This window comes from Limosilactobacillus galli (assembly GCF_947381495.1).
GTDB lineage: Bacteria > Bacillota > Bacilli > Lactobacillales > Lactobacillaceae > Limosilactobacillus > Limosilactobacillus galli.
The window spans coordinates 18795-45558 of record NZ_CANCWK010000010.1 but is presented as its reverse complement, the minus strand read 5'-3'; the positions used below and the strand labels follow the sequence as shown (position 1 = coordinate 45558).

The following is a 26764-nucleotide window of genomic DNA, read 5'->3' as shown; positions in this document are numbered from 1 at the left end:
AAAATATAAGAACTTGAATAGCTCTAATTCAAATTAATTAAGCGAATTGACTTCGCAAATGTTTTGCTTCTAATCACTGAAGTGATTGAAGACCCTACACATTTAGTTCGTCAAAACTTTGTTCAGTTTTCAAAGGTCTACCTCGCTAACAAACAGCTAGCAAACATATTTTATCATAGTCACTCAAACGCTGTCAAGAAGTTTTTTAGCAACTCGATCAACAAGCAACATTTAGTAGTATATCATGTCCTCAGATAACCGTCAACAGGTAATTTCAACATGCTGTTAAAATTACCATATCAGTTACTGACAACGGTAACTACTATACCTACTCCGCCACGGGTTGTCAACTACTTTTCCAATTAATCTCAGCCAATTTTATAAAGGCGAATTTTATACTACTTACCGTACCATTTTTTACGGATAAGCTCTAACAATATTGCGCTAATTCCAACGAATATTCATTCTGATTTTAGCAATGATCAGCGACATCCCCTCACGAGCCTATTTTCATTTTTTCTTTGATATACTGAAAAACATTATCACTGCATAATTGAGGTGACACTAATGGATAATTTTAATTTCGAATCACTGAATATCTTTTTAACCGTCAGCAAGTTCCGCAGTTTTAGCCGTGCCAGCAACTACCTCTACCTAGATTCATCCACCATCAGCAAGAAAATCCGACAATTAGAGAAGGCGGTCAACCGTCAACTGTTTGCCAGGACAAATCAAGGAGTGGAGCTGACCAGTGCGGGAGTAACTTTTAGAAAAAACGCTCAAAAGCTCCTGACCAACCTGAAAGAGCTGACCGCACCACCGACAATCGACTGGGACACCCTGCGGATCGGTATTCTGGACAACATCGCCGCCTACCACTACCCCAGCCTGATCAGCAAACACCTAACCCAGTTCAAGGAGCTCAAGATTTCGGTCAAGGCGATCGAATTAGTCCGTCTCTTCAACGAGGGCCAATTGGACGCAATCATCATCAATGAAGAACAGCACCAAGATATCTCCGGCGAATTCTTCGAAGCCAAGCTATGCAAAGAACCGTTCGGGATTATCTCCAATCATCGAGCCGGTCTATCTGCAGCCACTTCGCTGACAAGGCTCGACTCCAGCAAACTGATAATTGCTCCCCGCTATTGTCCGGTCAGCCAGCAGCTTCTCAACCTGTTCGATTCACCCAAGGACATTAAGCAGATCAGCTACACCAACACAGTCCTGGAATTGGTCGCCCTGTCTTCCTACCTGTCGATTCTGCCGTGGCAGATGGTACAAAGCCTGGTCAAAAACGATCACCGTTTCCGTGCCAGTAAGCTGGTTGACTTCCCGCCGCGGACAATCAGTCTCTTCACCCGCAGTCACGATGTCCAAAACATTCTGACCAGTCAGCTATGACCATTTTGCACACCTCCTCAGGATAAACCGGCACTTCTCCAGCATCCCGCCCGGCCTTAGAGTAATATCCATAAGCTATTACTCTAAGGAGGAGTTTTTCATGGACAAAGCAAAGGATAACTATATTGACCTTCCAACCTATCAGGTAATCTTCATGGCCCTCAGTGTGGGGATCATCGTCGCTAACATGTTCTACATCCAGCCGATCGAACCCCTGATCGTAACCGGCTAACACATTCCATCATCAACCACCGCCATCCTGGCAATGCTCTCGCGGGTCAGCTACGCACTCGGTCTCCTGCTGATCGTCCCGCTCGGTGACGCCTTCAACCGTTACCTCTTCCTGCAGATTATGGAACTCATCTCCATCTGCGCCCTTTTTCTGGTCTTCATTGCGCCGAACGTCTGGCTCTTCGGCCTGGCAGTCGTCATCATTGGTCTAACCTCAATCGGCGGCCAGATCATCATCCCCTACATCGCCTACCTGACCCCGTCGAAAAACAAGGGCCCCTCCTGAGTGCGATGATCAGCGGGATGCTGACGGGAATTCTGTTTGCCCGGACCTTCAGCGGGGTAATCGCCACCGTCTTGGGCTGGCACGCGGTCTACGGCTTGGCGGCCCTAATCAATCTGATCCTGGTGATCTTCATTCACCGCTGGGTTCCAGACGATCCGCGGACGCCGGTTCAAAGCAAGCGCTACAGCACAATCATCTCTTCACTGCCGAAACTGCTTAAAAAGTACCGCTACCTCCGCAGCTCATCCCTCAATGCCTTCTGCATGTTCGGGATTACCAACCTATTCTGGTCAACTTTGGCCTTCTTTCTGGTTAAGTACTTCAACTACAATAGCGCCGTCGCCGGAAACATGGGCCTCTTGGGAATCGTCTCCATCTTTGCTGCCCCATTCATCGGCCAGATGGTCAATCGCTACTCACCGCGGGTCAACATCACTATCAGTTGGTGGCTCGGTGTCGGCGCCTGCGTCATTTTCAGTATCTTCACCCACTCCATCTACCTGCTGATGGCGGGGATTGTCATTCTGGACCTGAGCACCCAGTTCAGCCAGGTCACTAACCAGGCGATTATTCAGTCCCTGAGTCGTAAGTCCAACAGCCGTAACAACTCGATCTTTATGTTCTCCTACTTCCTCGGCGGATCGCTGGGGACGCTGGTCGGCATCAACGCCTGGAGTGCTTTCGGCTGGTCCGGGGTCATGATAAGCGCTGTGATCTTCTTAGCAGTCGCTCTCATGAACTTCTTCCTGGGGGTTCCACGAAAGCTGAAGTAAGCTTTTTACCGCAAACAAAAAAGGCACCGCATTACCATTACAGTAGTGTGGTGCCTTTTCTAATCAGTAGGCCGTCAGCTTACTTCTTGTTATTCTTCTTTTTATTAGAACCGTTCTTTTGTTCCTTTTCCGGACGCATCGTTGGGAAGAGGATAACGTCCCGAATGGACTTGGCATCGGTCAGCAGCATTACCAGCCGGTCAATCCCGATTCCGAGACCACCCGTTGGCGGCATCCCGTATTCAAGGGCTTGAACGTAATCAAGGTCAACTGGTTCCGCTTCATCGTTACCATTGGCCTTTTCCTCGGCTTGCATCTCGAAACGGTGCTTCTGGTCGATTGGGTCGTTCAATTCACTGAAGGCGTTGGCCAACTCGCTCCCGTCCACGTAGAGTTCGAACCGGTCCGTCATGTCTGGGTTATCGGCGTTCCGCTTAGCCAGTGGGGAAACTTCCACTGGGAACTCGTAAACGAAGGTTGGTTGGATCAAAGTCTTTTCAACGTATTCGTCGAAGAAGGCGCTCAGAATGTGGCCCTTCTTCCAGAATGGCTTGTACTCGATGTGGTGTTCATCAGCCAGCTTCTTGGCGTCATCGTCCGTCATGGCTGGGTCGCCGAAGTCAATCCCCGTCTTTTCCTTAACGGCATCAACCATCGTTACCCGCTTGAAGTCACTGGCCAGGTCAATATCGTGACCCTGGTAGGTAACGTGACCATCATCGGAAACCACCTTAGCAGCCGCCTTAACAATGCCTTCCGTCTCGTCCATGACATCATGGAAGTCGAAGTAGGCTGCGTAGGTTTCCATCGTCGTGAATTCTGGGTTGTGGTGCGGGTCCATCCCTTCGTTCCGGAAGATCCGGCCCAGTTCGTAAACGCGTTCAAAGCCCCCGACGATTAGCCGCTTCAGGTACAATTCAGTTGCGATCCGCAGGTACATGTCGATATCCAGGGCATTGTGGTGGGTAACGAATGGCCGGGCATTGGCACCCCCAGCCTGGGTGTTCAGAATTGGGGTTTCAACTTCAGTGAAGCCGTGATCATCCATGTACTTCCGTACGGCCTTAATGATCGCAGTCCGCTGGTGGAAACGCTTGAAGCTCTCTGGGTTGGAAATCAGGTCCAGGTAACGCTGCCGGTAGATGGTCTCCGGGTCAGTAACCCCTTCCCACTTGTTCGGCAGCGGACGCAGGGCCTTGGACAGGAAGGTGATCTTGTGGGCCCGCACCGTCAATTCACCGGTGTTGGTCTTGATCACATCCCCTTCAATCCCGAGGAAGTCACCGATATCAGCCCGCTTGAAGATGTGGTATTGTTCATCCCCTACCATATCCTTACGTGCATATACCTGGATCTTCCCGGTCCGGTCAACAAAGTCCGCAAAGCCGGCCTTACCGCTGCTCCGCTTCCGGGTCATCCGGCCGGCGATGATTACCATTGCTCCCTTGTCATTCAGTTCTTCCTTATCGAATTGACCGTATTCATCGCGAATCTGTTGGGCAAGGTGGTCCCGCTTGAACCGGCGGCCGAATGGTTCGATTCCCGCCTGCTTAAGCTCTTCCATCTTTTCACGACGAACACGCATCTGGTCTAGTTCTTGTGACACTAAATTTTCCTCCTCTTATTGAGCTTGCTTTCGTGCAGCCCGCTTCATTTCCCGCTCTGCCGTCTGTTCAGCAAAGCGATCAAAGATTTCGTTCATCTGGTCGCGTGTCTCCGCCTCTACCAGGGCCGCCTTGGTCCGGGCAGAACGCGGGATCCCCTTCAGGTAGTAAGTCGACAGGCCCCGGAATTCGCGGACCCCGACGTACTCACCCTTGAGATCGATCAGGCGGTTCAGGTGTTCCTTCGCCATCTTGATCTTCTCGTTTGGTGTGGCTTCCGGCAGCAATTCACCGGTCTCCAGATAGTGTTCAGTCCGGGTCAGCATCCACGGGTTTCCCATGGCAGCCCGCCCGATCATTGCAGCCGTGGCCCCGGTCATGTCGAGGACCTTCTTGGCATCTTCCGGCGTCCGGATATCACCGTTGGCCATGAACGGAATCGTCAAATGATCAGCTACTTCTTTAAGTATATTCCAATCGGCGTGTCCCGTATACATCTGTTTTCGGGTCCGGCCGTGCATGGCGATGGCACTAGCGCCGGCACGTTCCGCGGCCAGGGCATTTTCCACCGCGTAGATGTGCTTATCGTCCCAGCCCGTCCGCATTTTGACTGTGACCGGCTTTTTGACAGCGTCCGTTACGGAGGACACCATCTCGTAGACCTTGTTGGGATCGAGCAGCCAGCGGGCCCCGGCATCAGTTTTGACCACCTTATTGACGGGGCAGCCCATGTTGATGTCGATCACGTCAGCGGCAGTATGCTCGTCAACGTACTTGGCAGCCTCCACCAGGGTCTCCTTGGTACCACCGAAGATTTGAATTCCCATCGGGTGCTCACTAGGGTCAACATTCATCATGTTCAGGGTCCGCTTATTATGGTACATGATTCCCCGGTCGGAAATCATCTCACAGACAACGTAGCCGGCACCAAACTCCTTGCAAATTACCCGGAAGGCTGAGTTAGTCACACCCGCCATCGGGGCAACTACTACTTGATTAGGAATTTCCACGTCACCGATCTTCCACTTCATTCTTTCACCTCATTGTCTTCTCGGGAACTGGGTTGGCCTGCCACTTCCCGCTTATTTTTAATGTCCGATAACTCAACTATCATAGCACATCTAATCAGCCAGACCAAACAAACTACTGCTGGTCCTTCTTGTCGTCGGCCTTCTTTTGCTTCTCGGCGATCTCCTTGTCGGCTTCCGCGTCGGCGACCTTCTTGTCATAAATTAACTGCAGTTCGTCTTCACTGAATTCGTACTTCTTGCCGCAGAACTGGCAAACCGTCTCGGCGTGGTGGTCTTCGTCGATCAGCTTCTTCAAATCCTTCGTTGAGATACTCTCGAGAGCGTGAGCAAACCGCTGCTTCGAGCAATCACACTCGTAACGGACCGGCATCTTGTCGAGAATCTTCAGGTCATCGCCGAACATCTTGGTCAGAATGTCCTCCGGCGTATCACCGTCCCGCAGCATTTCTGAAACCAACGGCATCCCCTTAAGAGTCTTCTCCAGCTTGCTAATCTCCCCATCGGAAGCACCAGGCATAACCTGAATCATGAAGCCCCCGGCAACCTCAATGCTGTCATCGGTGTTAACGAAGACGGACAGGCCGACTGCGGACGGGATTTGTTCGGACTGGGCCAGGTAGTAGGTGAAGTCGTCACCGAGTTCGCCGGAGACCAGGTTAACCTCTCCGGTGTACGGGGTCTTGTCACCAGGGGCCATCTTGGTGACGGACAGGGTTCCCTTCGTGCCGACTGCCCCGGCAACGTCGATCTTCCCCTTGTCATTGCTTGGCAGGTTAACGTGCGGGTTTCCCATGTAGCCCTTAACCGTCCCCTTAGCCGTCCCGTCAGCGACAATGTAGCCAACCGGGCCGTTACCTTGAATTTTAACCGTCATGCCGGCTTCTCCCTGCAGGCCGGCAGTGGCCAGCAGGAGCGTCCCTACCAGGGTCCGACCCAAAGCAGCTGAGGAAGCGCTCCAGGTGTCATGAATCTCGTGGGCCTTTTCGACCAGCTGGGTGGCGTTCACGGCATAGGCCCGAAATTTACCATCCTTGGTCATGCTCTTTACTAAGTAATCTGTTGTCTTCATAATATTTCCCCCTCAAATTAAAAATAGGAGCGACACGTTCTGATGTCTGCTCCTATTTTAGCATTTTACTATTCACGATGATCGGAATCTGCTGAGTCATCATGATCGTTTTGGTTATTTTGATCACTTTGGTCAGTCGAATAGTCGTCAGTTGATGCTGGCAGCTCATTCTTAGCCTGATCCTCGTCAGCAGGTTCGTTCCGGCTGTCCCACTTCTCATCTTCCATGCGTTCAAGTGCCCGCTTGGATTCTTCAAAGGTTTGGGCATAGGCCTTCTCATCTTCAGCAGCGTGATCCTTTTCTGGGATCTTCCCCGTCTTGTAGAGGCTGAGAATTTCCTTCTCGTTCAGGGTCTCGTACTTCAGCAAGGCCTCAGCAATCGCCTTGTGCTGTTCACGGTGCGTCTCAATGATATGAAGGGCTTGTTCGTGGCCTTCATTCAAGATCCGCCGAATTTCTTCATCCACAAGGGCCGCCGTCTTCTCAGAGTAAGGCGACTGATCGTAACCCTGGCCGGTGAAGACCTGGCCGGAACTCTGCAGTTCAACTGGACCGATCTTCTCGCTCATCCCGTACTGGGTAACCATGGCCCGCGCAATCTGGGTTGCCTGCTCAAAGTCATTAGAAGCACCAGAGGACTGGGACTTGAAGATCAGCTCTTCAGCCGCACGACCACCCATCAAACCGGCAATCTGTTCCTTGGCGTTCTTCTTAGACATCAGCATCTCGTCTTCACGCGGCAGCATGATGGCGTAACCGCCGGCCCGACCACGCGGCACAATCGTTACCTTGTGGACAACCCGGGCATCGTTTAAGACCAGCCCAACAATCGTGTGCCCGGCTTCGTGGTAGGCCACGGTCTTCCGCTCTTGGGCAGATTCGACCCGGTCGTGCTTAGCTGGACCCGCGATAACCCGGTCTTCGGCTTCATCCAAGTCAGAAGCATCGATCTCATTCTTGCCGCGCCGGGCTGCCAGCAGGGCCGCCTCGTTCAGCAAGTTTGCCAGGTCCGCCCCGACAAAGCCAGGGGTCTGCTTGGCAATTTCCTTCAGATCAACATCTGGTGCGATCGGCTTATTCTTGGCGTGAACCCGCAGGATGGCTTCACGACCCTTAACGTCGGGCCGACCAACCAAGATCTTCCGGTCAAAACGACCTGGCCGCAGGAGGGCCGGATCAAGGACATCGGAACGGTTCGTCGCCGCCATCACGATGACTCCTTCGTCCCCCTGGAATCCGTCCATTTCAACCAGCAATTGGTTCAGGGTCTGCTCACGTTCGTCGTTACCGCCGCCCATGCCGTTTCCACGGCGTCGGCCGATGGCGTCAATTTCATCGATGAAGATGATCGCTGGGGCCGCCTTCTTGGCCTGGTCAAACAGGTCCCGGACACGGCTGGCACCAACACCGACGAACATTTCAACGAAGTCAGAACCAGAGATGGAGAAGAATGGTACTCCCGATTCACCGGCAACGGCCTTGGCCAGCAAGGTCTTACCAGTACCCGGAGGCCCCTCCAGCAAGACCCCAGATGGAATCTTGGCACCAAGACGGGTGAATTTCTTCGGATTCTTCAGGAATTCAACAACTTCAACCAATTCCTGCTTTTCTTCCTCTTCACCGGCAACATCGGAGAAGCGAACCTTATTCTTCTTCGGGTCCGCTGGCTTAGCCTTGGTCTTGCCAAAGCTCATTACTCCACGGCCGCCGCCACCTTGGCCAGCTTGGCCCATCATCATGTAGAAGAAGAAGATCATGATGACCAGCGGCAGAACCGTCAGCAACAGGTTCATCCAAATACTGTTGGATTCTTCGGCCCGCGTGCTCAATGAAACATTGTGCTTGTTGGCGTAGCGTTGCAGCTGGCTGACTGTTACGTCACTCTGCAGGACGGAACCTTGGAAGTGTGAAACCTTGTTGTTACGTTGTGGTGCTAGTGCAAAGCCGTTAGTGGAATCATCATTGTTGCTCTGAGGCTTGCGATAAGTCCCGTTAACCTTGTACACTCCACCGTTTGGTTGTAGCTGGACACTCTTAACCTTGTTGGTCTTCAGTTCAGAGATGAACTCACTCTGGGAAACAGTCTTGCTCTGGCTGTTGGTTTGATTGCCGCCAAAGAAGAAGTAGACAATTCCCATGATACATAAGAACATCACGGCGTAGAAGAGAACGTTATGAGTGAAATTATTGTTTCTACGATTGTTGTTCATAACAACCTCCTAACTACCAGCATCAATTTTAATAATTGTATCCACTATAATAGCATACTTGACAAATATTGACCATTAAATTAAATGACCAATTTAGGCCCTAGTCCTCCTGGTAAACGGACGGCTTCAGAATGCCAATATAAGGGAGGTTCCGGTAGTAGCCCTTGTAGTCCAAGCCGTAGCCAACCAGGAACTCGTTAGGTACCCGGACACCGTAGTAGTCGACGGTCACATCGTACTGCCGGCCCTCCGGCTTATCCATCATGGTAGCAGTCTTGATGCTCTTGGCTCCCCGCTCCTTCAAGAGGTCGACCAGGAATTTGAGCGTGTGCCCGCTATCGACGATGTCTTCCATGATCAGGACATTGCGGCCCTTGACGTCGGTCGTCAGGTCGTGGATCAAGGTCAGCTTACCCGTGGACTGGGCACCGCCATAGTAGGTTGAGATGTCGATGAAGTCGAGCTGGGCCATGATATCCATCTTCTCGATCATGTCAACGGTAAACAGAACTGCCCCGGTCAAGACCGAGATGATCAGTGGTCGCTTGTCCCGATATTCATCCGACAGCTGCTTAGCCAAACGATCAGTGGCCGCTTGAATATCTTCCTTACTAAAATAGGACTTTTTCGATATCGTTATTCATAAGTTTCTCCTCTTCATTTTATGATCCCAATAAACAGCCGTTGCCAGCGCTGGCGGTAATCGGCAGGGCGGTCAAACCAGCTCCACTTCCGGCCGATTAGCCAGACCACCGTTCCACGAGCATCAACCAGGACCAGCTGGGAGCCGCGATCACCCGCGTTCACCTTTTGGTCAATCAGAACCCGGTGTACTGATTGGTGCCCGCCGCCCTTAAGACGGAGGCGATCACCAGGTTGCCAGGGACGCAGGGTCAAGGGCAGCTGATCCGGCGATAGCCACATTTCCATTCCCCTTGCATCTTGCATGGTTGTTACTAGCAATTTTTGCTGCTTATCAATTGGGTACTGTTGGCCCAATTTTACCATATACACCGGTGCTTTTTGCCGTTGGGACGATAATTTATCGATATTTTCCAGCCGGCACTCTGCATAGTCCTTAACTAATACAGAACTCCCAGGAAGCTCAATCAGTCCCTGCGGCTTTTGGGGATTATTCAGAACCCGCCGGACCTGGTCAATCAGGTCTGCCTTGAGATCTGTCACCCCAGATTGTTCCAGCCAGTAGCGCAGCAGCTCTGCCTGTTGAAAATCCGGTAGCTGGGTAAAGGCAACCAGTTCCAGATGCTGCCCCGCTTGAACAGTATCAAGCAGGCGGGCAAGCTCCTGATTTCGCCAGGCCAGCAGTTCCGTCAGCTGTGCCCGATAATCAAGCAGGTGGGTGATTAGCTGGTGATTTTCCCGTTCCAGGGCCGGAATGATCTGGTGACGGTAACGATTGCGGGCCACCGTCAGCTCTTGGTTGGTCTGGTCCTCAAACCACTTCAGTCCCCGGGCCCGAGCATACCGATACAATTCTGCCTTAGTGAACGGCAACAGAGGCCGAACGAGCTTCCCCCTTCCCAGCGGGCGCTGATCACGAATCCCAACAAGCTGGTCCAGCTGGCCACCGCGCGTCATCTTCATCAGCATGGTTTCGGCGAGGTCATTGGCATGGTGGGCCGTCACCACCGCCGCAGCGTGGTATTCAGTCAGCAAGCGCTTGAAGAAGGCGTAACGAAAATGGCGGGCCGCCTCCTCAACCCCGTGTTCAGGATGATCCTCCTTGGGCCAGTGGGCCACCCGCAATGACAGTCCGGCCTGTCTGCAGTAGTCGGTCAGGTAGGCTTCTTCGACCGTACTCTGGTCACGCAGCTCGTGATTCACGTGGGCGACCAGCAGACGGGGACGCCGGCCAGCCGGGAGACGTTGCAAAAGGTCCAGCAAGGCCATCGAATCGACCCCCGTCGAGACGGCAACAATCACTAGGTCGTCCTTAGCAAAAAAGCGGCCCTGTTCGAGGTGCCGCTCAAATTGTTTTAATATTGTCGTCATGTTAGCTCCGCCGACCGCCACGGCCGCCACGCTTACCATCCGTCTGCCGCTTAAGGGTGGACAGACGGGATTCGCTTTCCTTTAAGTAGCCGGCCAGCATGTCGTCAAAATCTTCGTGTTGGTGACTGCTGTGGCGCCGATTGCCGTTAAAGCTGCCGCCTCGGTGGTTGTCCCGGTGACCACGGAAGTCATTGTTGCGTTCGTGGTCGAAATGACGGCCTTCACCGTGCTGACGATGATCGAAGCGACCGTGTTCATGGCCTTCATGGTGTTCATGTGGAGCTGCCGCTTTCATTGAAAGGGCGATCTTGCCATCGTCACCAATCCGGGTAACCTTAACCGTCACCGTGTCCCCTACTGACAAAACATCATGAATGTCCTTAATGTACTTATCAGAAATCTGGCTGATGTGTACCAGTCCCGTTTGGTTGTCGTCCAGGTCAACGAACGCACCAAAGTTTGTAATTCCTGAAACCTTACCTGAAACCTTTGCTCCCACTTCAATTGCCATGAAACTCTAAGATCCTCCTCGAATCATCTAATCATTTTTGTAATTATATTGTAATGAGTATACCATACAAATTTCGATAAACAAGTATAGTTTGAACCATTATTAGGGCTAAATCAAGCAAAAAATCGCGCGAAGCTGATCTTTCGACCGGTCCGCGCGACCTTTATTAATTATCAAGATTATAAACCGTTTCGCCTTGCTTAGAATAGTTGTACTTGGAACGAATTACCTGCTGAATATATTCGGGATCGTGCAGCTGTTTGACCTGCTGATTCAGCTCTCGTCCCCTGACCTTTTGATCCGCCAGCTGAACTTCCGTCTGGTGGATATTGGTATTGACCTTTGCCAGTGCATAGCGGCTTCGCACAATCTGAAAACCCAGAAAAAGAAAGATGAGTAAAAAGACCGCTACAATCCGCTCAAAACGCCGGATATGAACACGGCGCCGGACCCGGCGATCCACGCTCACCTGCTGGGTATGAGGAGTCTCAAGCTGAACGACTTTGCGATTTTTCAATTGATTCTCCTCCTTACATTCCAAACTTTATTTTCTAAACTAGTATATCAGCGAAAATGCCCTATTGTCCATAACCTATCGAACAAAATATCAACTTTTTTATAGTTTTAGTCAAAATTCTCGGCGTACTTCTCATCGACAATTTCGTACATATCCTCTGCTTCGCTCTTCTTGGTAGTCTCAACGATCTGATTGATCTTAACCACCTCAGTCTTATTGCCAAACTTAATCGTCAGGGTATCGCCAGCCGCCACCTTGCTAGATGACTTGGCCGTCCGGTCATTGACCAGGATCCGCCCCTGGTCAGCGATCTCCTTGGCAACTGAGCGCCGCTTGATGATCCGTGAAACTTTCAAAAACTTATCTAATCGCATTTTTTATCCTCCGTTTTTTATGCTGCTTGATTGTTGTTTTGGACGACGTCGGCCAGGCCGCCCACAAACTTCAACAGCTGGTTGAGCCAGTCGTTAGTCGTCATCTTCGGTTGAATAACCAGCCGCACCGTCAGCCGCTGGTCGTTTTCGCCCAGAGTAGCCTTGAAGTGGGTTTTGGCCAGCTGCTTAATAATCTCCGCCGCCTTGACCAGTCGGCTTCCCTTCGGACTGAAGGTGATCATGATGTTATCCCGCTGCCGTTTGATCTGGGAAATTAATGCCAGGTCCGCCCGGCGCTTTAGCTTGCTAATCAGCAACAGGTTGCCGACCGCGGTTGGGTAGTCGCCGAAGCGGTCAATCAGGTCACCCTGAATGTCCAGCAACTCGGCGTCATCACCGGCCTGACGAATGCTCTTGTAAAATTCGATCTTCTGCTGCTGGTCATCGATGTAACTGTCCGGCAGGTAGGCCTCGACTCCCAGTTCAACCTCGGCATCGGCAGTCGGTTTGATCTTCTTCCCCTGCTTCTTGGCCACCGCGTCGCTGAGCATGGCTGAGTAGAGATCGTAACCGACTGAGTCAATGAAGCCGTGCTGCTGCTTGCCGAGCAGGTTCCCGGCACCCCGGATTGCCAGGTCGCGCATCGCGATCTTGAAGCCAGAGCCCAATTCTGTGAAGTCCCGAATGGCCGCCAGCCGTTTCTCACCCAGTTCGGTAAGCACCTTATTGGGCTGGTACATGAAGTAGGCGTAGGCGACCCGGTTGCTCCGGCCGATCCGGCCCCGAATTTGGTAGAGCTGGGCCAGACCCATCCGGTCCGCGTTCTCCACAAAGAGCGTGTTGACGTTGGGGATATCCACCCCGGTCTCAATGATCGAAGTCGTTACCAGGACATCGTAGTTGCCCTGAATGAATTCGTACAGGACCGTCTCCAGCTCGTTTTCACTCATCTGGCCATTGATGTAGCCAATTTCAGCCTCCGGAACAAGTTCCTTGAGCTTGGCCACGGTCTCCTCAATGTCGCTGACCCGGTTATGGAGGTAGTAGACTTGGCCGCCACGTTGCATCTCGCGCATGATCCCGTCACGAATGGCCCCGTCATTTTGCTCCATGACGTAGGTCTGGATCGGGAAACGCCCGGCTGGCGGGGTCTCCAAGACGGAGAGGTCCCTAACTCCCAGCATCGACATGTGGAGAGTCCGCGGGATCGGGGTTGCCGTCAGGGTCAAAACATCGACGTTGTTCTTCAACTCCTTGAGGCGTTCCTTATGCTTAACCCCAAAGCGCTGCTCCTCGTCGACAATTACCAGCCCCAGATCCTTGAAGTGCACATCCTTGGAGAGAATCCGGTGCGTACCGACGACCACGTCAACCTTCCCGGCGGCCAGCTTGGCGTCGGTCTCCTTGAGTTCCTTGTTAGTCTTGAAACGTGACATCAGGGCAATCTTAATTGGAAAGCCTGCGAACCGCTTGGTCATGGTATCAAAGTGCTGCTGGGCCAGGACAGTGGTCGGAACTAAGAAAGCAACCTGCTTGCCACCCGCCACGGCCTTGAAGATGGCCCGCATGGCAACTTCCGTCTTACCGTAGCCGACATCCCCGACCAGCAGCCGGTCCATCGGCTTGGCCTTTTCCATGTCCTGCTTAATCTCATTGATGCTCCGCAATTGGTCGCGGGTCTCCGTGTATGGGAAGTTGTCATCAAATTGTTTCTGCAGATAGTCATCCGCCGGGAAGGCATAGCCCTTGGCCGTCTCCCGCTTGGAATAAAGGTCGACCAGCTCGTCGGCGATATCCTCAACCTTGGAGGCGACCCGCCGCTTGGTCTTGGCCCACTCGTTGCCGCCGAGCCGGTTGATCCGCGGTGTCTTTGACTCGGATGAGACGTACTTCTGGACCAGGTTCAGCTGAGTCACCGGCACAAAGATCTGAGCGTTGTTGCGGTAGTTGATGACCATGTAGTCCTGGTGGACCCCGTCAACCTCCATCGTCCGAATCCCGCTGAAGATCCCGATCCCGTGGTTGACGTGGACCACGTAGTCTCCCGGCTTGAGGTCGGTATAGCTCTTAAGGCGTTCCGCGTTGGCCAGCTTCTGGGGACGGTGGCGCCGCTTGGTTACCTGCTTGAACATCTCGCCCTCAGTGATGACCACCAGGCCGCCCGCGGGCATCTCAAAACCGTTATTCAAATTAGCTGCGACCAGCTGGACCGTGTTCATGCTGAGGGCATCGGTTCCGGTCTCGGATGCTTCAATCCCGAAGTCGTGCAGGGTCCGGGCAATCTGATCCCGCCGTACCTTGCTGTTGGCCATCAGCACCACGGTCTGTCCCTGATCAAGCCACCGCTGGAGTTCCGTCTTTAAGAGGGGCATCTGCCCAAAGAAATGCTGCATCGGCCGGGTCGTCAGTTCGACTAGCTGGGTAAAGCGCAGGTTCCCCATCCCCTTCTTGAAAAGGGCCCCGTAAAGCTGACCATGCTGGTCATCCTTGATCAGCGGTTCAAGGTCATTGCTCAACTCGGGAACGGCCGTCAGCTGGTGGTACTTCACCTTATCCGCCAGCCAGGATTGATCCTCGGCCACCATCTGCTTGGCTGCCTGCTTGATCCGGCCAAGGTCGTCCAGGTAGACCACCCCGTCAGCCGGCAGGTAATCGAGCAGGGAGTGTGCCTGCGGGTAGACCAGGTTGCTGAATTCCTGCAAGTCATTGGTCAGACGGTGTTGCTTGAGGGCGGCCAGCATTGGCTTGAAGCGATTATCCACCTGCTGACGAATATCGTCATCCAAGTCCGTCAGGTTTGCCAGCAACTGGTGGTACTGATCCGCGATTGCCTGTTCGATCCGGTCAAACTCAGCCGGGGGCAGGATAAAGTCGGTGGCAGGCAGGATCTCCACGCTGTCGACGTTCTTGATGCTCCGCTGGGTGCTGGCATCAAAGTACCGCAGTGAATCCACCTCCGTGTCAAAGAGGTCAATCCGAACGGGATCCGTCGTGTTCAAGGCATAAATGTCGATGATCGAACCTCGGACCGCGAAGTCACCGGGCCGCAGCACCATCTTCTGGAGTTGGTAACCCATCGCACTCAGCTGATTGCGGACCTGCTCAGGATCCAATTCACCCCCAGCCGTCACCTTCAGGGTCGCCTGGGCGAAGAACTGCGGTGAGACCACGTTGCGGCGCAATCCAGCTGCTGAGGTCACCACAATGGCATCGTTCTGCTTGCCGAGCGCCGCCAACGACTGCACCCGTTGCAGACGGTAGTTCGGCGAACTGGTCGCCACTTCCGCTGCCAGTACCTCCTCAACTGGAAACTGGTAAACCCGGTCTTCGCCAAGCAGGCCGCCCAGGTCATCAGCGAGTTCCTGCATGTGGGCCATGTTATCCGTGACCACCAGCAACGGCCGCGGTTGTTTCTCCTGCAACGCTGCCAAAAGGAGTGCCCGTGCCGAACCCGAGATCCCAGTAATCAGCTGGCGAGTAGCCGGATGCAACTGGGCGACGATCTTTTTATAGGCCGGCGTCTTTTCCATAAAGTTCTCAAGTTTCACATTCTGTCACTCCTTTCCTAAAATAATCTGGCAGTTAATTGTAATCATTCATTAATTGGGCAAAGTCTTCCCCCTTGAGCCAGTCCTCCAGGGCGTGTTCTGCCTGCTCGACCGCCGCGTCAAACTTTGGCCGTTCCTCCTTGGTGAACTTGCCCAGGACATGGCTGACCACCGTGCCGTGCTGGGGGTGGTCAATGCCGAGCTTAACCCGGTTGAACTGCTTGGTACCCAGTGCGTTGATAATGCTCTTCAATCCATTGTGACCGCCTGAGGCTCCGTGGGTCTTCAAGCGAATCTGGCCAACCGGCATATCGAGGTCATCGTTGACGATCACCAGGTCGGCCAGGTCAAGTCCATAATAGTCGACCAGGGGGCCAACTGCCCGACCGGAATCATTCATGAAGGTGGTTGGCTTGACCAGCATGACCTTCTCACCGTTGATTACCCCGCTGACCGCAACGGCCTCCTGCTTGAGGTGGCTGAATGCTCCCAGGTGGTAATCCCGGGCCAGCTGATCCACAACCATAAAGCCGGTGTTATGCCGAGTCTCATCATAACGGGTCCCGATGTTTCCTAAACCGACAATCATCTTCATAATTCTTCTCCATCCCTTCACTGTCGAAAAATGCAAAAAGGCCGCACGAGGAAGCACCCCCGTCCAGCAGCGTATTCTATGTATATATTATACGCTCGCAGATTTTGAAACCAAAATGATCGCCACTCACTCCCGGCAATTCTTAATCCATTCTCATTATTTTCTAATGGCAACACCAAAATTGTGTTATGATGTTTAGTGCACTTAGAAACGAAACAGAGGAATAATACCATGATTTTTAGTTCACTCATCAAGAAAAAGGACACTCTGACAACCCTTCCGGAGACGGCCACCCTTGCCGAAGCGTTGACGGTTTTGGAAAACACCGGCTACCGGTGCGTTCCCGTATTAGATGAATCTGGCAAGATTTTCCGCGGCAACATCTACAAGATGCACCTCTACCGGCATAAGTCGCGTAATGGGGACATGAATCTGCCAGTAACCGCCCTCCTCAAGAACGCCACCAAGTTTGTTTCCATTAACTCGGCTTTCTTCTCGGTCTTCTTTGCCATCCGCGACCTGCCATACATTGCAGTTCTGGATGAAAACAACCAGTTCTACGGTATTCTAACCCACAACAGCCTGCTCCGGGTCCTGGCAGAAGGCTGGAACGTCAACAACGGCAGCTACGTCCTGACCGTTGTGGCCCCTGATGAACGAGGAGCACTGATGACGGCCACCAAGGAGATCACCCGCTACTGTCAAATCGTCAACGTCCTCTCCTTTGATCCCCAGCACTCGTCAGTCAAGCAGATCCTGTTTACTCTTCCCGCTGACGTTACCCACGAGAAGATGGAAAAGGTCGTCAAACGACTGATTAAGAAGGGCTTTGAGGTTCCTGAAGTGGAAGACCTCCATCAGGGATATTAGAAGTAAGGAAAAGCATGTTGCTGCTCAGGTGAGCGGTAACATGCTTTTTGTTTAGCTATTTACTTTTTCTTCTTGGGTTGAACCAAGCCCCAGATCATCAGCTGAGCGGCGATTGCCAATGCAATTCCCATCAGGATGCCGTGACTGTCCGTTCCCGTCTGTGGAAGAGCAACTGCTTCATCCTCACCTTTAGCCTCATTGCCTGCAGGCACCGCTTGTGACAATGTCGATACAGTACCGATTGCAGAAGCGGGAACCCCAGTCGATGGCGAAGCTGGTTCAGCTTCGGTTATCAGTGTATCTGGCTGTTCTGGGTCTGTCGGTTCCATTGGCTGTTCCGGATCTGTTGGCTGCTCCGGATCCGTTGGTTGCGGCAGAATTTCAATAAAGATTGGCGGCTCTACCGGGTGGATGTCCCACTTGTGGCTTTTTCCACCCTTGATGTTAACAATATTGGCAACAATGTTCCCGTCAACGTTCACGTTAGCAGTCACCGTTGCGTTTGGTGCCAGGATGCTTCCCATGAAGTGCCCGCCCTGAATCAGAATGTGGGCTGCACTGTCACCGAAATTCCATAAAACATGGTTCGGGTGCTCATGACTTTCGCTCGGGTTGACGTGGTTGTTCTTCTCATCATCGTAATAGAGCTTAACCTGCGTATGAATCATAAGTTCGCTACCGGCTGGCATCCCGATCACATTAATCACCACGGTCGGACCGTCAACCTTGCTAGATAGGCCGTAGATCTTAACCAGCTGGGAAGCATTAAGGTATTCGAACGGAATGTTCACGTAGATGACATTGTCTTTCGGTGTCGCCTGGGAAGCATCGATAAAGCGATTGTTCATGTCGCTGAAATCTTTGATTACCCCAGCTGATTCCTCCTGGCTGGCGTAGAAATCAGCGGCTTTAAACAGGCATTGGAAAACGGCCGGGAAGTCGACATAATTCGTACCAGTACCGTCTTTAAAAACCTCTTCCGGCTTCAAGTTGACCATGTGATGGCCATTAACATAGACCCGGCCGTAGATAATCTCAACGTTAACGTCCTTGCCGAATACGACGTGGTTAAAGAGCTCGTTTCTGAAAGAGCCGCTCTGCAAGCCAGTGTTGAGCTGTTGAATGTAGTAGATATCCCCCTTGCTCAAGTGGATGGAGTCCCCACGGGTTCCGAAGTCAACGTTACTGTTAAGAATTCCAACGGCAAGGTTGCCGTTTACGTCTGCTCCTAAGTTAGCTTCGTTAGCGAAGATGTGGAAGAGGGACGCCAGCATCAGGACACTCTTGGCATCAAGGTGGTTCACATCAATGCCGTATTTGTCCTTCAGGATCTGATCGGTATGGATCTTATCCACAATCTGAACACCATCTGCCGAAACTTCACGACTAGCAGGCTGGTCGACCGTCGGCAGCGTCACCGCTGCATCATTTTCTACTGCTTGGCTCGGTGCTTCCGGAATGGTGCTCCCGCTTACGCCAGCCTGTCACTGACTGCCGGGGCCTGGGACTCAGGGATAGTATCAGGCACTGCAGAATCCACTGGCTGGTCACTGGCCACTGGGGCACTTTCCAGAACCGCACTTGCTACCGGGGCAGTCGGCTGTGAACTTGGCACCGCCGGACTGGTTGCCGGGATTTCTGCAGGTAACGGCGTGTTTACGACAGTGCTATCCACCGCACTTGCCATCGTTACGGAGTCGCCACTGCTCGCATTGCTTACTTCCGCTGTACTCGCCAGTTCAGCGCTTGCTACTGCCTGTTCACTGACAGGTACGTTACTCACCACGTTCGTTGCTGGCAACGCATCAGCTCCTGTCTGGTCGTCAGCAGCGGCACTGTATCCACCACCGATGAAAAGCAGGCCGAGTAATACGGATACTACCCCGATACTGAGCTTACGAATACCAAAGCGCTGCTTGCGTGGCTGTTGTTTCTGAATCATTAATTTTACGTTCTTCTTTGATAGCATTTCATCTATCCTCCTGTGATCAATCAAATATAAAAGTAGCATTTCGTGTTACTTTTATCTATCAGCATTAGTCATAGGGGGGAACACCTATTTTCAGTTGCTTTTAAATAAAATACTTCTTTTACTAATTAATACATTATCGAAGTTTTGTCGCGTTGTGATACATTTCAAGAATATTAAATCAAAGGTTAAACAACTACAGATTTTCTTAAATACTAGGAACGCAAAAAGCCGCCAGCTCAATCAGCTAGCGGCTTTTGTATTCAAATTATTTCAAGTTAATCTTCGTTTCGGCGGGCTTGGTCTCGGCTAAAATCTTGCCATGACGAATGTTGTAGAGAACTTCAACGTGCTTGTTCAGGGCATTGTAAAAGTCCTTGGCATTCAAGAGGATACAGTTGGCCGGCTTGCCAACTTCAATCCCGTATTGATCGCTGATGTGCATCGTCTTGGCCCCGTTATAGGTAACGTAATTGAAGGCATCCTGCAGCTGGTGGTAGCCCATCAGGTGAGCAATGTAAACCCCCATCGTCACAACATCAAGCATATTGCCGTTGCCCAGCGGATTCCATGGATCCTGCACATCGTCTTCACCGAAGGAAACGTTGATGCCAGCTTTGGTCAGTTCCTTGATCCGGGTTACCCCGCGCCGCTTTGGGTAAGTGTCAAAACGACCGCCGAGGTGCACGTTAACCAGCGGGTTGGAGACAAAGTTGATGTCGCTCATCTTCAACAGGCGGAACAGCTTGTAGGTGTAGGCATTATTGTAGGAACCCATCGCTGTCGTGTGACTGGCAGTGACCCGGTCCTTCATCCCCCGCTCATAGGCCTCGGTAGCCAGCACTTCCAGGTTCCGGGAAGCCGGGTCGTCGATCTCGTCACAATGGACATCTACCAGCCGGTCGTACTTGTCGGCCAAAGCCATCAGGAAGTGAACTGACTGCCAACCGTACTCGGTGGTGAATTCGAAGTGTGGAATGCCGCCGACAACGTCCAAGCCTTCTTTGACCGCCTGCTCCATCAGTTCCCGCCCGTGGGGATAGCTCAGAATTCCTTCTTGGGGGAAGGCAACCAGCTGGAGGTCAATCTGGTCTTTTAATTCTTCCCGCAATTCCAGCAAGGCCTGAGCAGCGATCAGGTGGGGATCAGTGACGTCAACGTGGCTCCGGACGTGCTGGATCCCGTGACCCACCATATTCTCAATCGTCTTTCTGGCCCGCTTCTTGACGTCTTCCTTGGTCAGGTCCTGCTTCCGTTCGCTCCAAATCCGGATCCCGTCAAAAAGGGTCCCGCTCTCGTTCCATTCCGGCTGGCCTGCCGTCAGCGTGGCATCCAGGTGAACATGGGAATCGACAAATGGCGGCAGGAGGACATTCCCTTTCCCGTCAATTACCTGCTCGTTGGCTACCGCCGTCAATTCCGGGGCGATTTCCTTAAATTTGCCATTGACGATCCGGACATCGGACGTTTCTTCGTGGTTATCAATATGAACATTCTTAATCAGCATAGCTATGCTTCCTTTCGATCTGCAAACAGCATCAATACATAGTACAGCAAGCCACTCAAGACCATATCAACGAAGGTGGCCCCGATCGTATTGGCAAACAGTGGCAGCTGGTGGACGCCAACAAAGAAGGCAACTCCTAAAACAAATGTTATCATTGCCATCCAATTAATACCACCATGGTACCAGTATTTTCCGTTTACCTTACCCAATTCTTTAATATCATACTGCCGGTGAGCACGGATGTAGAAGTCAGTGCAGATGATGGCAATCGTTGGCCCCAAGACCATCCCCACGTAATCGAGGAAGGACTCGAAGGTGGTCAGGAAGCTGCCGACAAACATTGGAATGAAGGTCACAATGGTGGCGAGCAGCACCACGATCCAGAGGGAGTACTTCAGCCGCAGCTTAGTAAAGATGTTGGACAGGGCGGAACCGGCCGCCATCAGGTTGACCGCGTTGGCCGTCATTGACGTTAAGATGATGACTAAGAGGGCGACAACCCCCAGGCCCAGCTTGCTGGCAATCGTCGATGGGTCGGAGTTATTGGCGTCATAGACCCCACTGGAGATGGCAATACTGATTGTGGAGATCAGACCGATGAAGGCAAACCAAACCACTCCAAACAGGGCTCCGAAGAATGGCGTGTAGATGGCGTTGTCACGCTTAGAAGTAAAACGGGTGAAGTCGGCCCCGGCAGTTACCCAGGCCAGGTTGAAGGCAGCGACATAGTCAATAGCGGCTCCAGTAGCCATCTTAGAATGGGCCGGCACCTGCCAGTGAACAATCTGGCTCAATGAAACCGTTCGGAAGACCGCAATTGATTCCCAGATCACGAAGATCAGCACCAGGATGATCCCCAGCCGTTCAATCATCTGGACAGAACGGGAACCGCTGGAAACACTGATGATGTGCAGGATACTCATGATCAGGATCCCGACGACCAGGCCCAGGTAGCCGCCATGCTTGCCCCAGACTGGCCAGCCGAGCAGGTCGTGGAAGAGAATGCTGACGGACTGAGCGGCAATGAAGGTATTGGCCGCGGTCCAGCCAATGAACTGGGTGATGTTAACCAATGATGGCAGGTAGCTTCCCCGCTCACCAAATGATGCCCGGCTGATGCTCATCGTCGAAACCCCGGTCTTGTAACCGATGTAACCGATCAGACTCAGGAAAACGTAAGAGAGGGCTGATGATAATACCAGCACCTTCATGGCCAAGGCAAAGCCACAGGCAGCCAGGACACCGCCGACAAACCAGGTCCCGTTGTTGGCATTGGCCCCGACCCAGGTGGCGAACATGTCCCACCGCGTTGTCTTCCGGCTCTTCATCGGAACGCTGAAAATATGTGCGTGCTGTTGTTCTTTCAAATTATTCTCCTCCTTGATTTGAAAGCAAAAAAGCCTCAGGGTCCTATTCGTCCCCTAAGGCTTCTCAAAAGTACACGCATGGTGCGCGGTTCTATTTAGTTCGAACGTCTTTTGCAGTCTCACGGGGCTACATTAAAGGACTCATGTTAATTTTCTCTATTCTACAAACTTGCGGCCGGGCTGTCAATCCCTATTTGCACAGGGTGGCCAATTCGCCGTTACCTAGTTCTTGTAGACCCGGTGAACCCGGTTGCTGATCCCGGTCAGGATCTCGTAGTTGATGGTACCCACCTGCTTGGCCAGGTCGGTCGGGGTTAACTCCAGCTGGCCGGACTTCCCCATCAAGACAACTGGGGTATCGACCGGGTAGTACTTTGGCAGCCGGACCATCATCTGGTCCATGCAGACCCGGCCGGCGATTGGGCAGAACTGGCCATCCACCATTACCTTGAAGCCAGTCAGGGAACGCGAATAACCATCGGCGTAACCAACGGGCAGGGTGGCCAGCCATTCGTCTTCCTTGGCGGTATAGGTGGCCCCGTAGCTGACTGATTCGCCAGCCTTGAGCTTCTTGACAAAACTGATTGCCGTCTTGAAGGTCCCCACTGGCTGGAGGCCCAGGTTCTCCTTGATGTCGCAGCCAGACGGGTTATGACCGTACATTGAAATGCCCATCCGGACCGTGTTAGCCGTGATGTGCTCCCGGTGCCACATTCCCGTTGCTGAATTGGCCATGTGCACGTATGGTGGAAGTTCATCCAGACTATCAACGAACTGTTGCCAACGGGTCACCTGCTTTTCAAAGTAGGTCTGGTCGGTACTGTCGGCCGTCGCAAAGTGGGTGAACATCCCCTCAAATTCAAACTCCGGACTCTGCAGGAGTTCTACGGCCTGCTTGAACTGGTCGATGTCGGTGAAACCGATCCGGCCCATCCCCGTATCAATGCCGAGGTGCACCTTCAAAGGCTTCGTCCAGTGGTTGGCCTGGGCCAGGCGATGGTACTCCTCAAGCCAATCCAGGGACCCCACCGTCAGCGATACCCCAGCCATGGCTGCCACGTTGGCGTACTCAACCGGCGTGATCCCCAGGACCAGGCTCAGGGCATCGATGCCGTTGTCCCGCAGTTCCAAGGCCTCATCCAAGATGGCGACACAGGTGCCGGCTGCCCCGGCTGCCAGCGCCGCCTGGGCAACCGGCACCAGGCCGTGCCCATAGGCGTTGGCCTTGACCACTGCGAGGATTCGACTCCCAGCCGGCAGGGCTGACCGTTGGGCCTGAATATTGTGCCGCAGGGCACCCAAGTCAATCTCATACGTTGTTTTTCGTAAACGACCACTAATCATTTTTCATGCTCACTTTCTAAAATTATTTCCGTCATCACCAGAGTCGCAGTATGACTGACTGAGGCGTGGATCCGACCGGCAAATGGCGAACGGGTTACCACTGGCGCCCCCGATTGGTTATCGACAATTTCCACATCCTGGAAGCCGACTGTCTTGCCGATCCCAGTCCCCATTGCCTTGCCGAAGGACTCTTTCAAAGACCAGCGGCCCGCCAGGTATTCCACAGCCCGTTGCCCGCGGAACTGCCGGTACTGTTCTTGTTCGCCCGGCGCCAGGATCCGGTCCACAAACTGGGGGTGCCGTTGGGCCAGCCGATCAACCCGTTCCAGCGGTGTTAAGTCAATGCCAAGTCCCACAATCATTTCGTTTCCTCCTTATAATATCCAAGTCATTATCATAGCTAAAATCGGCATAACTTGCAATTGCTCATTTTGGAGGCATTAGTATAAATCAATTACTAATTACTATTTTATTGAGCGCTAAAATGGTTATAATGTAAAGGTTAGAATTATATCCGATCAAATCTTGAAGTTTTAGTAAAGATTTCAGAAATTGCGGTTCCTGTCAGGATATGATGCTAAGCTATCGCCAGTGCTACTGGCACGTTTCGAGAGGAGAGGACTAGAACGTGACAAAATTTACGCAAGAACACCCCGCCCTAAGCTTCACGCTGAAGACGGTGTTTTACTTTGTCGTGATTCTCCTTTTAGTCTATCTATACGGATATTATGGTGCTGGTCAAGAACCATTTATCTATAATGAATTCTAATAATGGAGGAAATTATGACCAAAAATATTGTGACATCGTTCGATGAGTGCGCACAACAAAACGCTGCATGCATCGCCTATGATGAGATGGGGACAACCACCACATACGGTGAGCTGGCCGACAGTGCCAATACTCTGGCCGCATGGCTGGCTAAGCAAGATCTTGCCAAGCAGACGCCGATCCTGGTCTTTGGTGATCACCAAGTCGAGATGATCGTCAGCTTCTTGGCCGCTCTGAAGACTGGCCACCCTTACATTCCAGTTTCAACTGACTCCGCCCTGCCCCGGATCCAATCAATTCTGGACACGGCTCAGCCAGGGATGATCATTGCCATCGACGATTTCCCTAGTGATAAGGTAACGACTGACGCCACCGTCATCACCAAGGATCAGTTGATGACAACCTTGAAAGACAAGCAGAACTTCACGCCAGCTGCCGATCAGATGGTCAGCGGCGACGAACTGGCCTACATCCTGTTCACGTCCGGGACAACCGGTTCGCCTAAGGGGGTTGAGGTTAGCCACGACAACCTGCGGACCTTCATCGACTGGATGCTCGGTGATGACTTCAAGCTGCCGGCTAACGTCAACTACTTAGGACAGCCTCCATACTCGTTTGACTTATCAAACATGTACTGGTGGCCAGCCCTGCTGAGTGGCAGCACGATCAAGGCTATTCCGCATGACGTGGTGGAAAACTTCGGTAAGCTCTTCACCGTCCTGCCGCATTTGGACCTCAACGTCTTCGTCGGCACCCCATCGTTTGCGGACATGCTGATGCTCAGCCCGGCCTTCAGTGAAAAGCAGATGCCGGGCTTGAAGTTCTTCCTGTTCTGTGGTGAGGAACTGACCGTCAAGACCGCGAAGAACCTGCAACAACGGTTCCCGCACGCTAAGATCTTCAATACTTATGGCCCAACGGAAGCTACGGTGGCCATCTCGGGTGTCGAGATCACCCCAGAGATTGTCGCCAACAATGACCGGCTGCCGGTTGGATACGCCAAGCCCGGGATCAAGCTTTCCATCTGGAACTGTGACCAGGAGATTACGGAACCCGGCAAGCAGGGCGAGATCATCATCAGTGGTGACAGTGTCGCCCAGGGTTACATGAACAATCCGGAGAAGACGGCCAAGGCCTTCTTCGAACTCGACGGTCAAAAGGCCTACCGGACCGGGGATGCTGGAATTCTCGACGCTGATGGCTTGCTCCACCACAAGGGCCGAATGGACTTCCAGATCAAGCTGCACGGTTTCCGGGTGGAACTCGATGAAGTGCGGGCCAGCCTGGAGAAGAGTCCGCTGATCAAGCAGGCGGTTGCCGTGCCAAAGTACAACAAGGACGGCAAGGTTACTCACCTGATCGCCGACGTTATCCCAAAGGAACAGCCGGATGATCCAGCAGCATTGACGAAGGCTATCCGGGAGAGTCTCGACGGGCTGATCATGCCATACATGATGCCAACCCAGTTCGTCTACCGGGAAAACTTCCCTATGTCGGCAAATGGTAAGATTGCCGTCAAGCAGCTGATTAGTGAGGCTAACAAGTAATGATTAATTGGATTGCTAGTCTACCTAACTTCAGCGCCTACGGAACCCCAATGTACTTCTTCTACCTGATACTCGCCATCTTACCCCTTGGCATCGGCCTGTATTTCGGTAAAAGATTCAGCTGGTATGAGGCCCTGATCAGTTTCATCTTCATCTTCTTAATGTTTGACGGTGACAGCTGGCAGCAGGGGATCTCACTGATCGTCTACGTCATCTGGCAAACCTGCCTGGTGATGTACTACCACCACTACCGGCAAAAGAACAACGCGTCCGGCGTCTTCTACCTGATGGTGGCCCTCTCGATTGCCCCGCTGGTAATCGTCAAGCTGACCCCGGCGATGGTCGGTCACAACTCCCTGCTCGGTTTCCTAGGGATCAGTTACCTAACGTTCCGGGCGGCCGGAACCATCATCGAAACCCGGGACGGGATGGTCAAGGATATCTCAGCGTGGAAGTTTATCCGCTTCATGCTCTTCATGCCAACCCTGACGTCCGGGCCAATTGATCGTTACCGGCGCTTCTCCAAGGACTACCAGAAGGTCCCGAGCCGGGAAGCCTACCTGGCCCTGGTCAACAAAGGGATTTTCTACCTGTTCCTGGGATTCTTGTACAAGTTCGTCATCGGCTACTTCTTTGGCCAGCGTTTCCTGCCGCAGTTTGAGCGGATGGCCCTCCTCCAGCCCCACATGATCTCGTGGAGCATGGTTGGGGTCATGTACACTTACGGTCTGTACCTCTTCTTCGACTTCGCCGGTTACTCTCTCTTTGCCGTCGCAATCAGTTACTTCATGGGTGTTAAGTCACCGATGAACTTCAAGCAACCGTTCAAGTCTAAGAACATCAAGGAATTCTGGAACCGGTGGCACATCAGTCTGTCCTTCTGGTTCCGGGACTATATCTTCATGCGGTTCGTCTTCCTGGCCACCAAAAAGCGGTGGTTTAAGAACCGGAACACCCTGTCATCAGTGGCCTACATGTTAAACATGACCCTGATGGGCTTCTGGCACGGAATTACCTGGTATTATATTCTATATGGGATTATTCATGGTCTCGCCCTCGTCACCAATGACTGGTGGCTGCGGTACAAGCGCAAGCACCTGCCGAACCTGCCGCACAACAAGCTGACGACCGGCGTTGCCATCTTTATCACCTTCAACTTTGTAATGGTCACATTTTTAATTTTCAGCGGTTTCTTAAACACCTACCTGTTGAGCAAATAGCTGAG

24 protein-coding genes and 1 pseudogene are annotated in these 26764 nt (G+C 52.6%); 8 read left to right on the top strand and 17 right to left on the bottom strand.

Translation table 11 applies throughout. From position 1 onward, the window contains the following. Positions 1-567 precede the first annotated feature (567 nt). From QOS10_RS03735 to QOS10_RS03720, 4 genes are all read left to right on the top strand, one after another. Positions 568-1404, top strand: coding sequence for a LysR family transcriptional regulator (locus QOS10_RS03735; protein ID WP_283593814.1), 837 nt, complete (start codon positions 568-570; stop codon positions 1402-1404). A gap of 100 nt (positions 1405-1504) precedes the next feature. Next, positions 1505-1636, top strand: coding sequence for a hypothetical protein (locus QOS10_RS03730; RefSeq protein ID WP_283593812.1), 132 nt, complete (start codon positions 1505-1507; stop codon positions 1634-1636). Between the two features lie 33 nt (positions 1637-1669). After that, on the top strand, positions 1670-1921 hold the full coding sequence (locus QOS10_RS03725) for a hypothetical protein (RefSeq protein WP_283593811.1): 252 nt from the start codon (positions 1670-1672) through the stop codon (positions 1919-1921). A gap of 5 nt (positions 1922-1926) precedes the next feature. After that, the gene (locus tag QOS10_RS03720) at positions 1927-2694 is read left to right on the top strand and encodes an MFS transporter (protein WP_283593810.1); all 768 of its coding nucleotides are present in this window, start codon (positions 1927-1929) and stop codon (positions 2692-2694) included. 79 nt (positions 2695-2773) lie between these two features. Here the strand turns inward: QOS10_RS03720 and lysS are convergent, their stop codons facing one another. From lysS to pth, 11 genes and pseudogenes are all read right to left on the bottom strand, one after another. After that, positions 2774-4300, bottom strand: coding sequence for a lysine--tRNA ligase (gene lysS / locus QOS10_RS03715; protein WP_283593808.1), 1527 nt, complete (start codon positions 4298-4300; stop codon positions 2774-2776). A 15-nt stretch (positions 4301-4315) separates the two neighbouring features. After that, complete coding sequence (dusB, locus tag QOS10_RS03710; protein WP_283593806.1) at positions 4316-5329, bottom strand: tRNA dihydrouridine synthase DusB; 1014 nt, start codon at positions 5327-5329, stop codon at positions 4316-4318. A 112-nt stretch (positions 5330-5441) separates the two neighbouring features. Beyond that, entirely contained in the window at positions 5442-6398 is a 957-nt protein-coding gene (gene hslO, locus QOS10_RS03705) for an Hsp33 family molecular chaperone HslO (RefSeq protein ID WP_283593804.1), read from the bottom strand. Between the two features lie 68 nt (positions 6399-6466). Then, the gene (ftsH, locus tag QOS10_RS03700; protein ID WP_283593802.1) at positions 6467-8608 is read right to left on the bottom strand and encodes an ATP-dependent zinc metalloprotease FtsH; all 2142 of its coding nucleotides are present in this window, start codon (positions 8606-8608) and stop codon (positions 6467-6469) included. Positions 8609-8708: 100 nt separating this feature from the next. After that, a pseudogene (hpt, locus tag QOS10_RS03695) lies at positions 8709-9252 on the bottom strand (hypoxanthine phosphoribosyltransferase). A 13-nt stretch (positions 9253-9265) separates the two neighbouring features. After that, positions 9266-10660, bottom strand: coding sequence for a tRNA lysidine(34) synthetase TilS (gene tilS / locus QOS10_RS03690; protein ID WP_283593800.1), 1395 nt, complete (start codon positions 10658-10660; stop codon positions 9266-9268). Further along, entirely contained in the window at positions 10623-11132 is a 510-nt protein-coding gene (locus tag QOS10_RS03685) for a S1 domain-containing RNA-binding protein (protein WP_283593797.1), read from the bottom strand. The genes tilS and QOS10_RS03685 overlap by 38 nt, the downstream gene beginning before the upstream one ends. A 166-nt stretch (positions 11133-11298) precedes the next feature. Beyond that, positions 11299-11649, bottom strand: coding sequence for an FtsB family cell division protein (locus tag QOS10_RS03680; protein ID WP_283593794.1), 351 nt, complete (start codon positions 11647-11649; stop codon positions 11299-11301). A gap of 107 nt (positions 11650-11756) precedes the next feature. Further along, positions 11757-12023, bottom strand: coding sequence for an RNA-binding S4 domain-containing protein (locus QOS10_RS03675; RefSeq protein ID WP_283593793.1), 267 nt, complete (start codon positions 12021-12023; stop codon positions 11757-11759). 17 nt (positions 12024-12040) lie between these two features. Next, complete coding sequence (mfd, locus tag QOS10_RS03670; RefSeq protein WP_283593818.1) at positions 12041-15553, bottom strand: transcription-repair coupling factor; 3513 nt, start codon at positions 15551-15553, stop codon at positions 12041-12043. Positions 15554-15605: 52 nt separating this feature from the next. Next, entirely contained in the window at positions 15606-16166 is a 561-nt protein-coding gene (gene pth, locus QOS10_RS03665) for an aminoacyl-tRNA hydrolase (protein WP_283593792.1), read from the bottom strand. Between the two features lie 231 nt (positions 16167-16397). Here pth and cbpA point away from each other — a divergent pair, with 231 nt between their 5' ends. After that, the gene (gene cbpA, locus QOS10_RS03660) at positions 16398-17036 is read left to right on the top strand and encodes a cyclic di-AMP binding protein CbpA (RefSeq protein ID WP_267202175.1); all 639 of its coding nucleotides are present in this window, start codon (positions 16398-16400) and stop codon (positions 17034-17036) included. 59 nt (positions 17037-17095) lie between these two features. Here cbpA and QOS10_RS03655 read toward each other — a convergent pair whose 3' ends face one another. From QOS10_RS03655 to acpS, 6 genes are all read right to left on the bottom strand, one after another. Next, positions 17096-18454 carry a collagen-binding domain-containing protein gene (locus QOS10_RS03655; RefSeq protein ID WP_283593791.1) on the bottom strand — a complete coding sequence of 453 codons (1359 nt, stop codon included), beginning with the start codon at positions 18452-18454 and terminating at the stop codon, positions 17096-17098. A gap of 53 nt (positions 18455-18507) precedes the next feature. Beyond that, entirely contained in the window at positions 18508-19005 is a 498-nt protein-coding gene (locus tag QOS10_RS03650) for a YSIRK-type signal peptide-containing protein (protein WP_283593790.1), read from the bottom strand. A gap of 268 nt (positions 19006-19273) precedes the next feature. Continuing rightward, positions 19274-20512 (bottom strand): cytosine deaminase, encoded by a 1239-nt coding sequence (gene codA / locus QOS10_RS03645; RefSeq protein ID WP_283593789.1) that lies wholly within the window; start codon positions 20510-20512, stop codon positions 19274-19276. A 2-nt stretch (positions 20513-20514) separates the two neighbouring features. Next, positions 20515-21879 (bottom strand): cytosine permease, encoded by a 1365-nt coding sequence (locus QOS10_RS03640; RefSeq protein ID WP_283593788.1) that lies wholly within the window; start codon positions 21877-21879, stop codon positions 20515-20517. A gap of 222 nt (positions 21880-22101) precedes the next feature. After that, complete coding sequence (gene alr / locus QOS10_RS03635) at positions 22102-23223, bottom strand: alanine racemase (RefSeq protein WP_283593786.1); 1122 nt, start codon at positions 23221-23223, stop codon at positions 22102-22104. Further along, on the bottom strand, positions 23220-23585 hold the full coding sequence (gene acpS / locus QOS10_RS03630; protein ID WP_283593785.1) for a holo-ACP synthase: 366 nt from the start codon (positions 23583-23585) through the stop codon (positions 23220-23222). Before acpS ends, alr begins: the two co-directional genes overlap by 4 nt. Positions 23586-23851: 266 nt before the next feature. On the opposite strand from acpS, the gene QOS10_RS03625 reads away from it, so the two are divergent. Genes QOS10_RS03625 through dltB form a run of 3 tightly spaced genes read left to right on the top strand, consistent with a single transcriptional unit; the run spans position 23852 to position 26759 of the window. Continuing rightward, on the top strand, positions 23852-23992 hold the full coding sequence (locus tag QOS10_RS03625; protein WP_104689021.1) for a teichoic acid D-Ala incorporation-associated protein DltX: 141 nt from the start codon (positions 23852-23854) through the stop codon (positions 23990-23992). Positions 23993-24006: 14 nt separating this feature from the next. Next, a complete protein-coding gene (gene dltA, locus QOS10_RS03620; RefSeq protein ID WP_283593783.1) occupies positions 24007-25539 on the top strand; it encodes a D-alanine--poly(phosphoribitol) ligase subunit DltA in 1533 nt (510 codons plus the stop codon). Further along, entirely contained in the window at positions 25539-26759 is a 1221-nt protein-coding gene (gene dltB, locus QOS10_RS03615) for a D-alanyl-lipoteichoic acid biosynthesis protein DltB (RefSeq protein WP_283593782.1), read from the top strand. The genes dltA and dltB overlap by 1 nt, the downstream gene beginning before the upstream one ends. Positions 26760-26764: the final 5 nt, after the last annotated feature.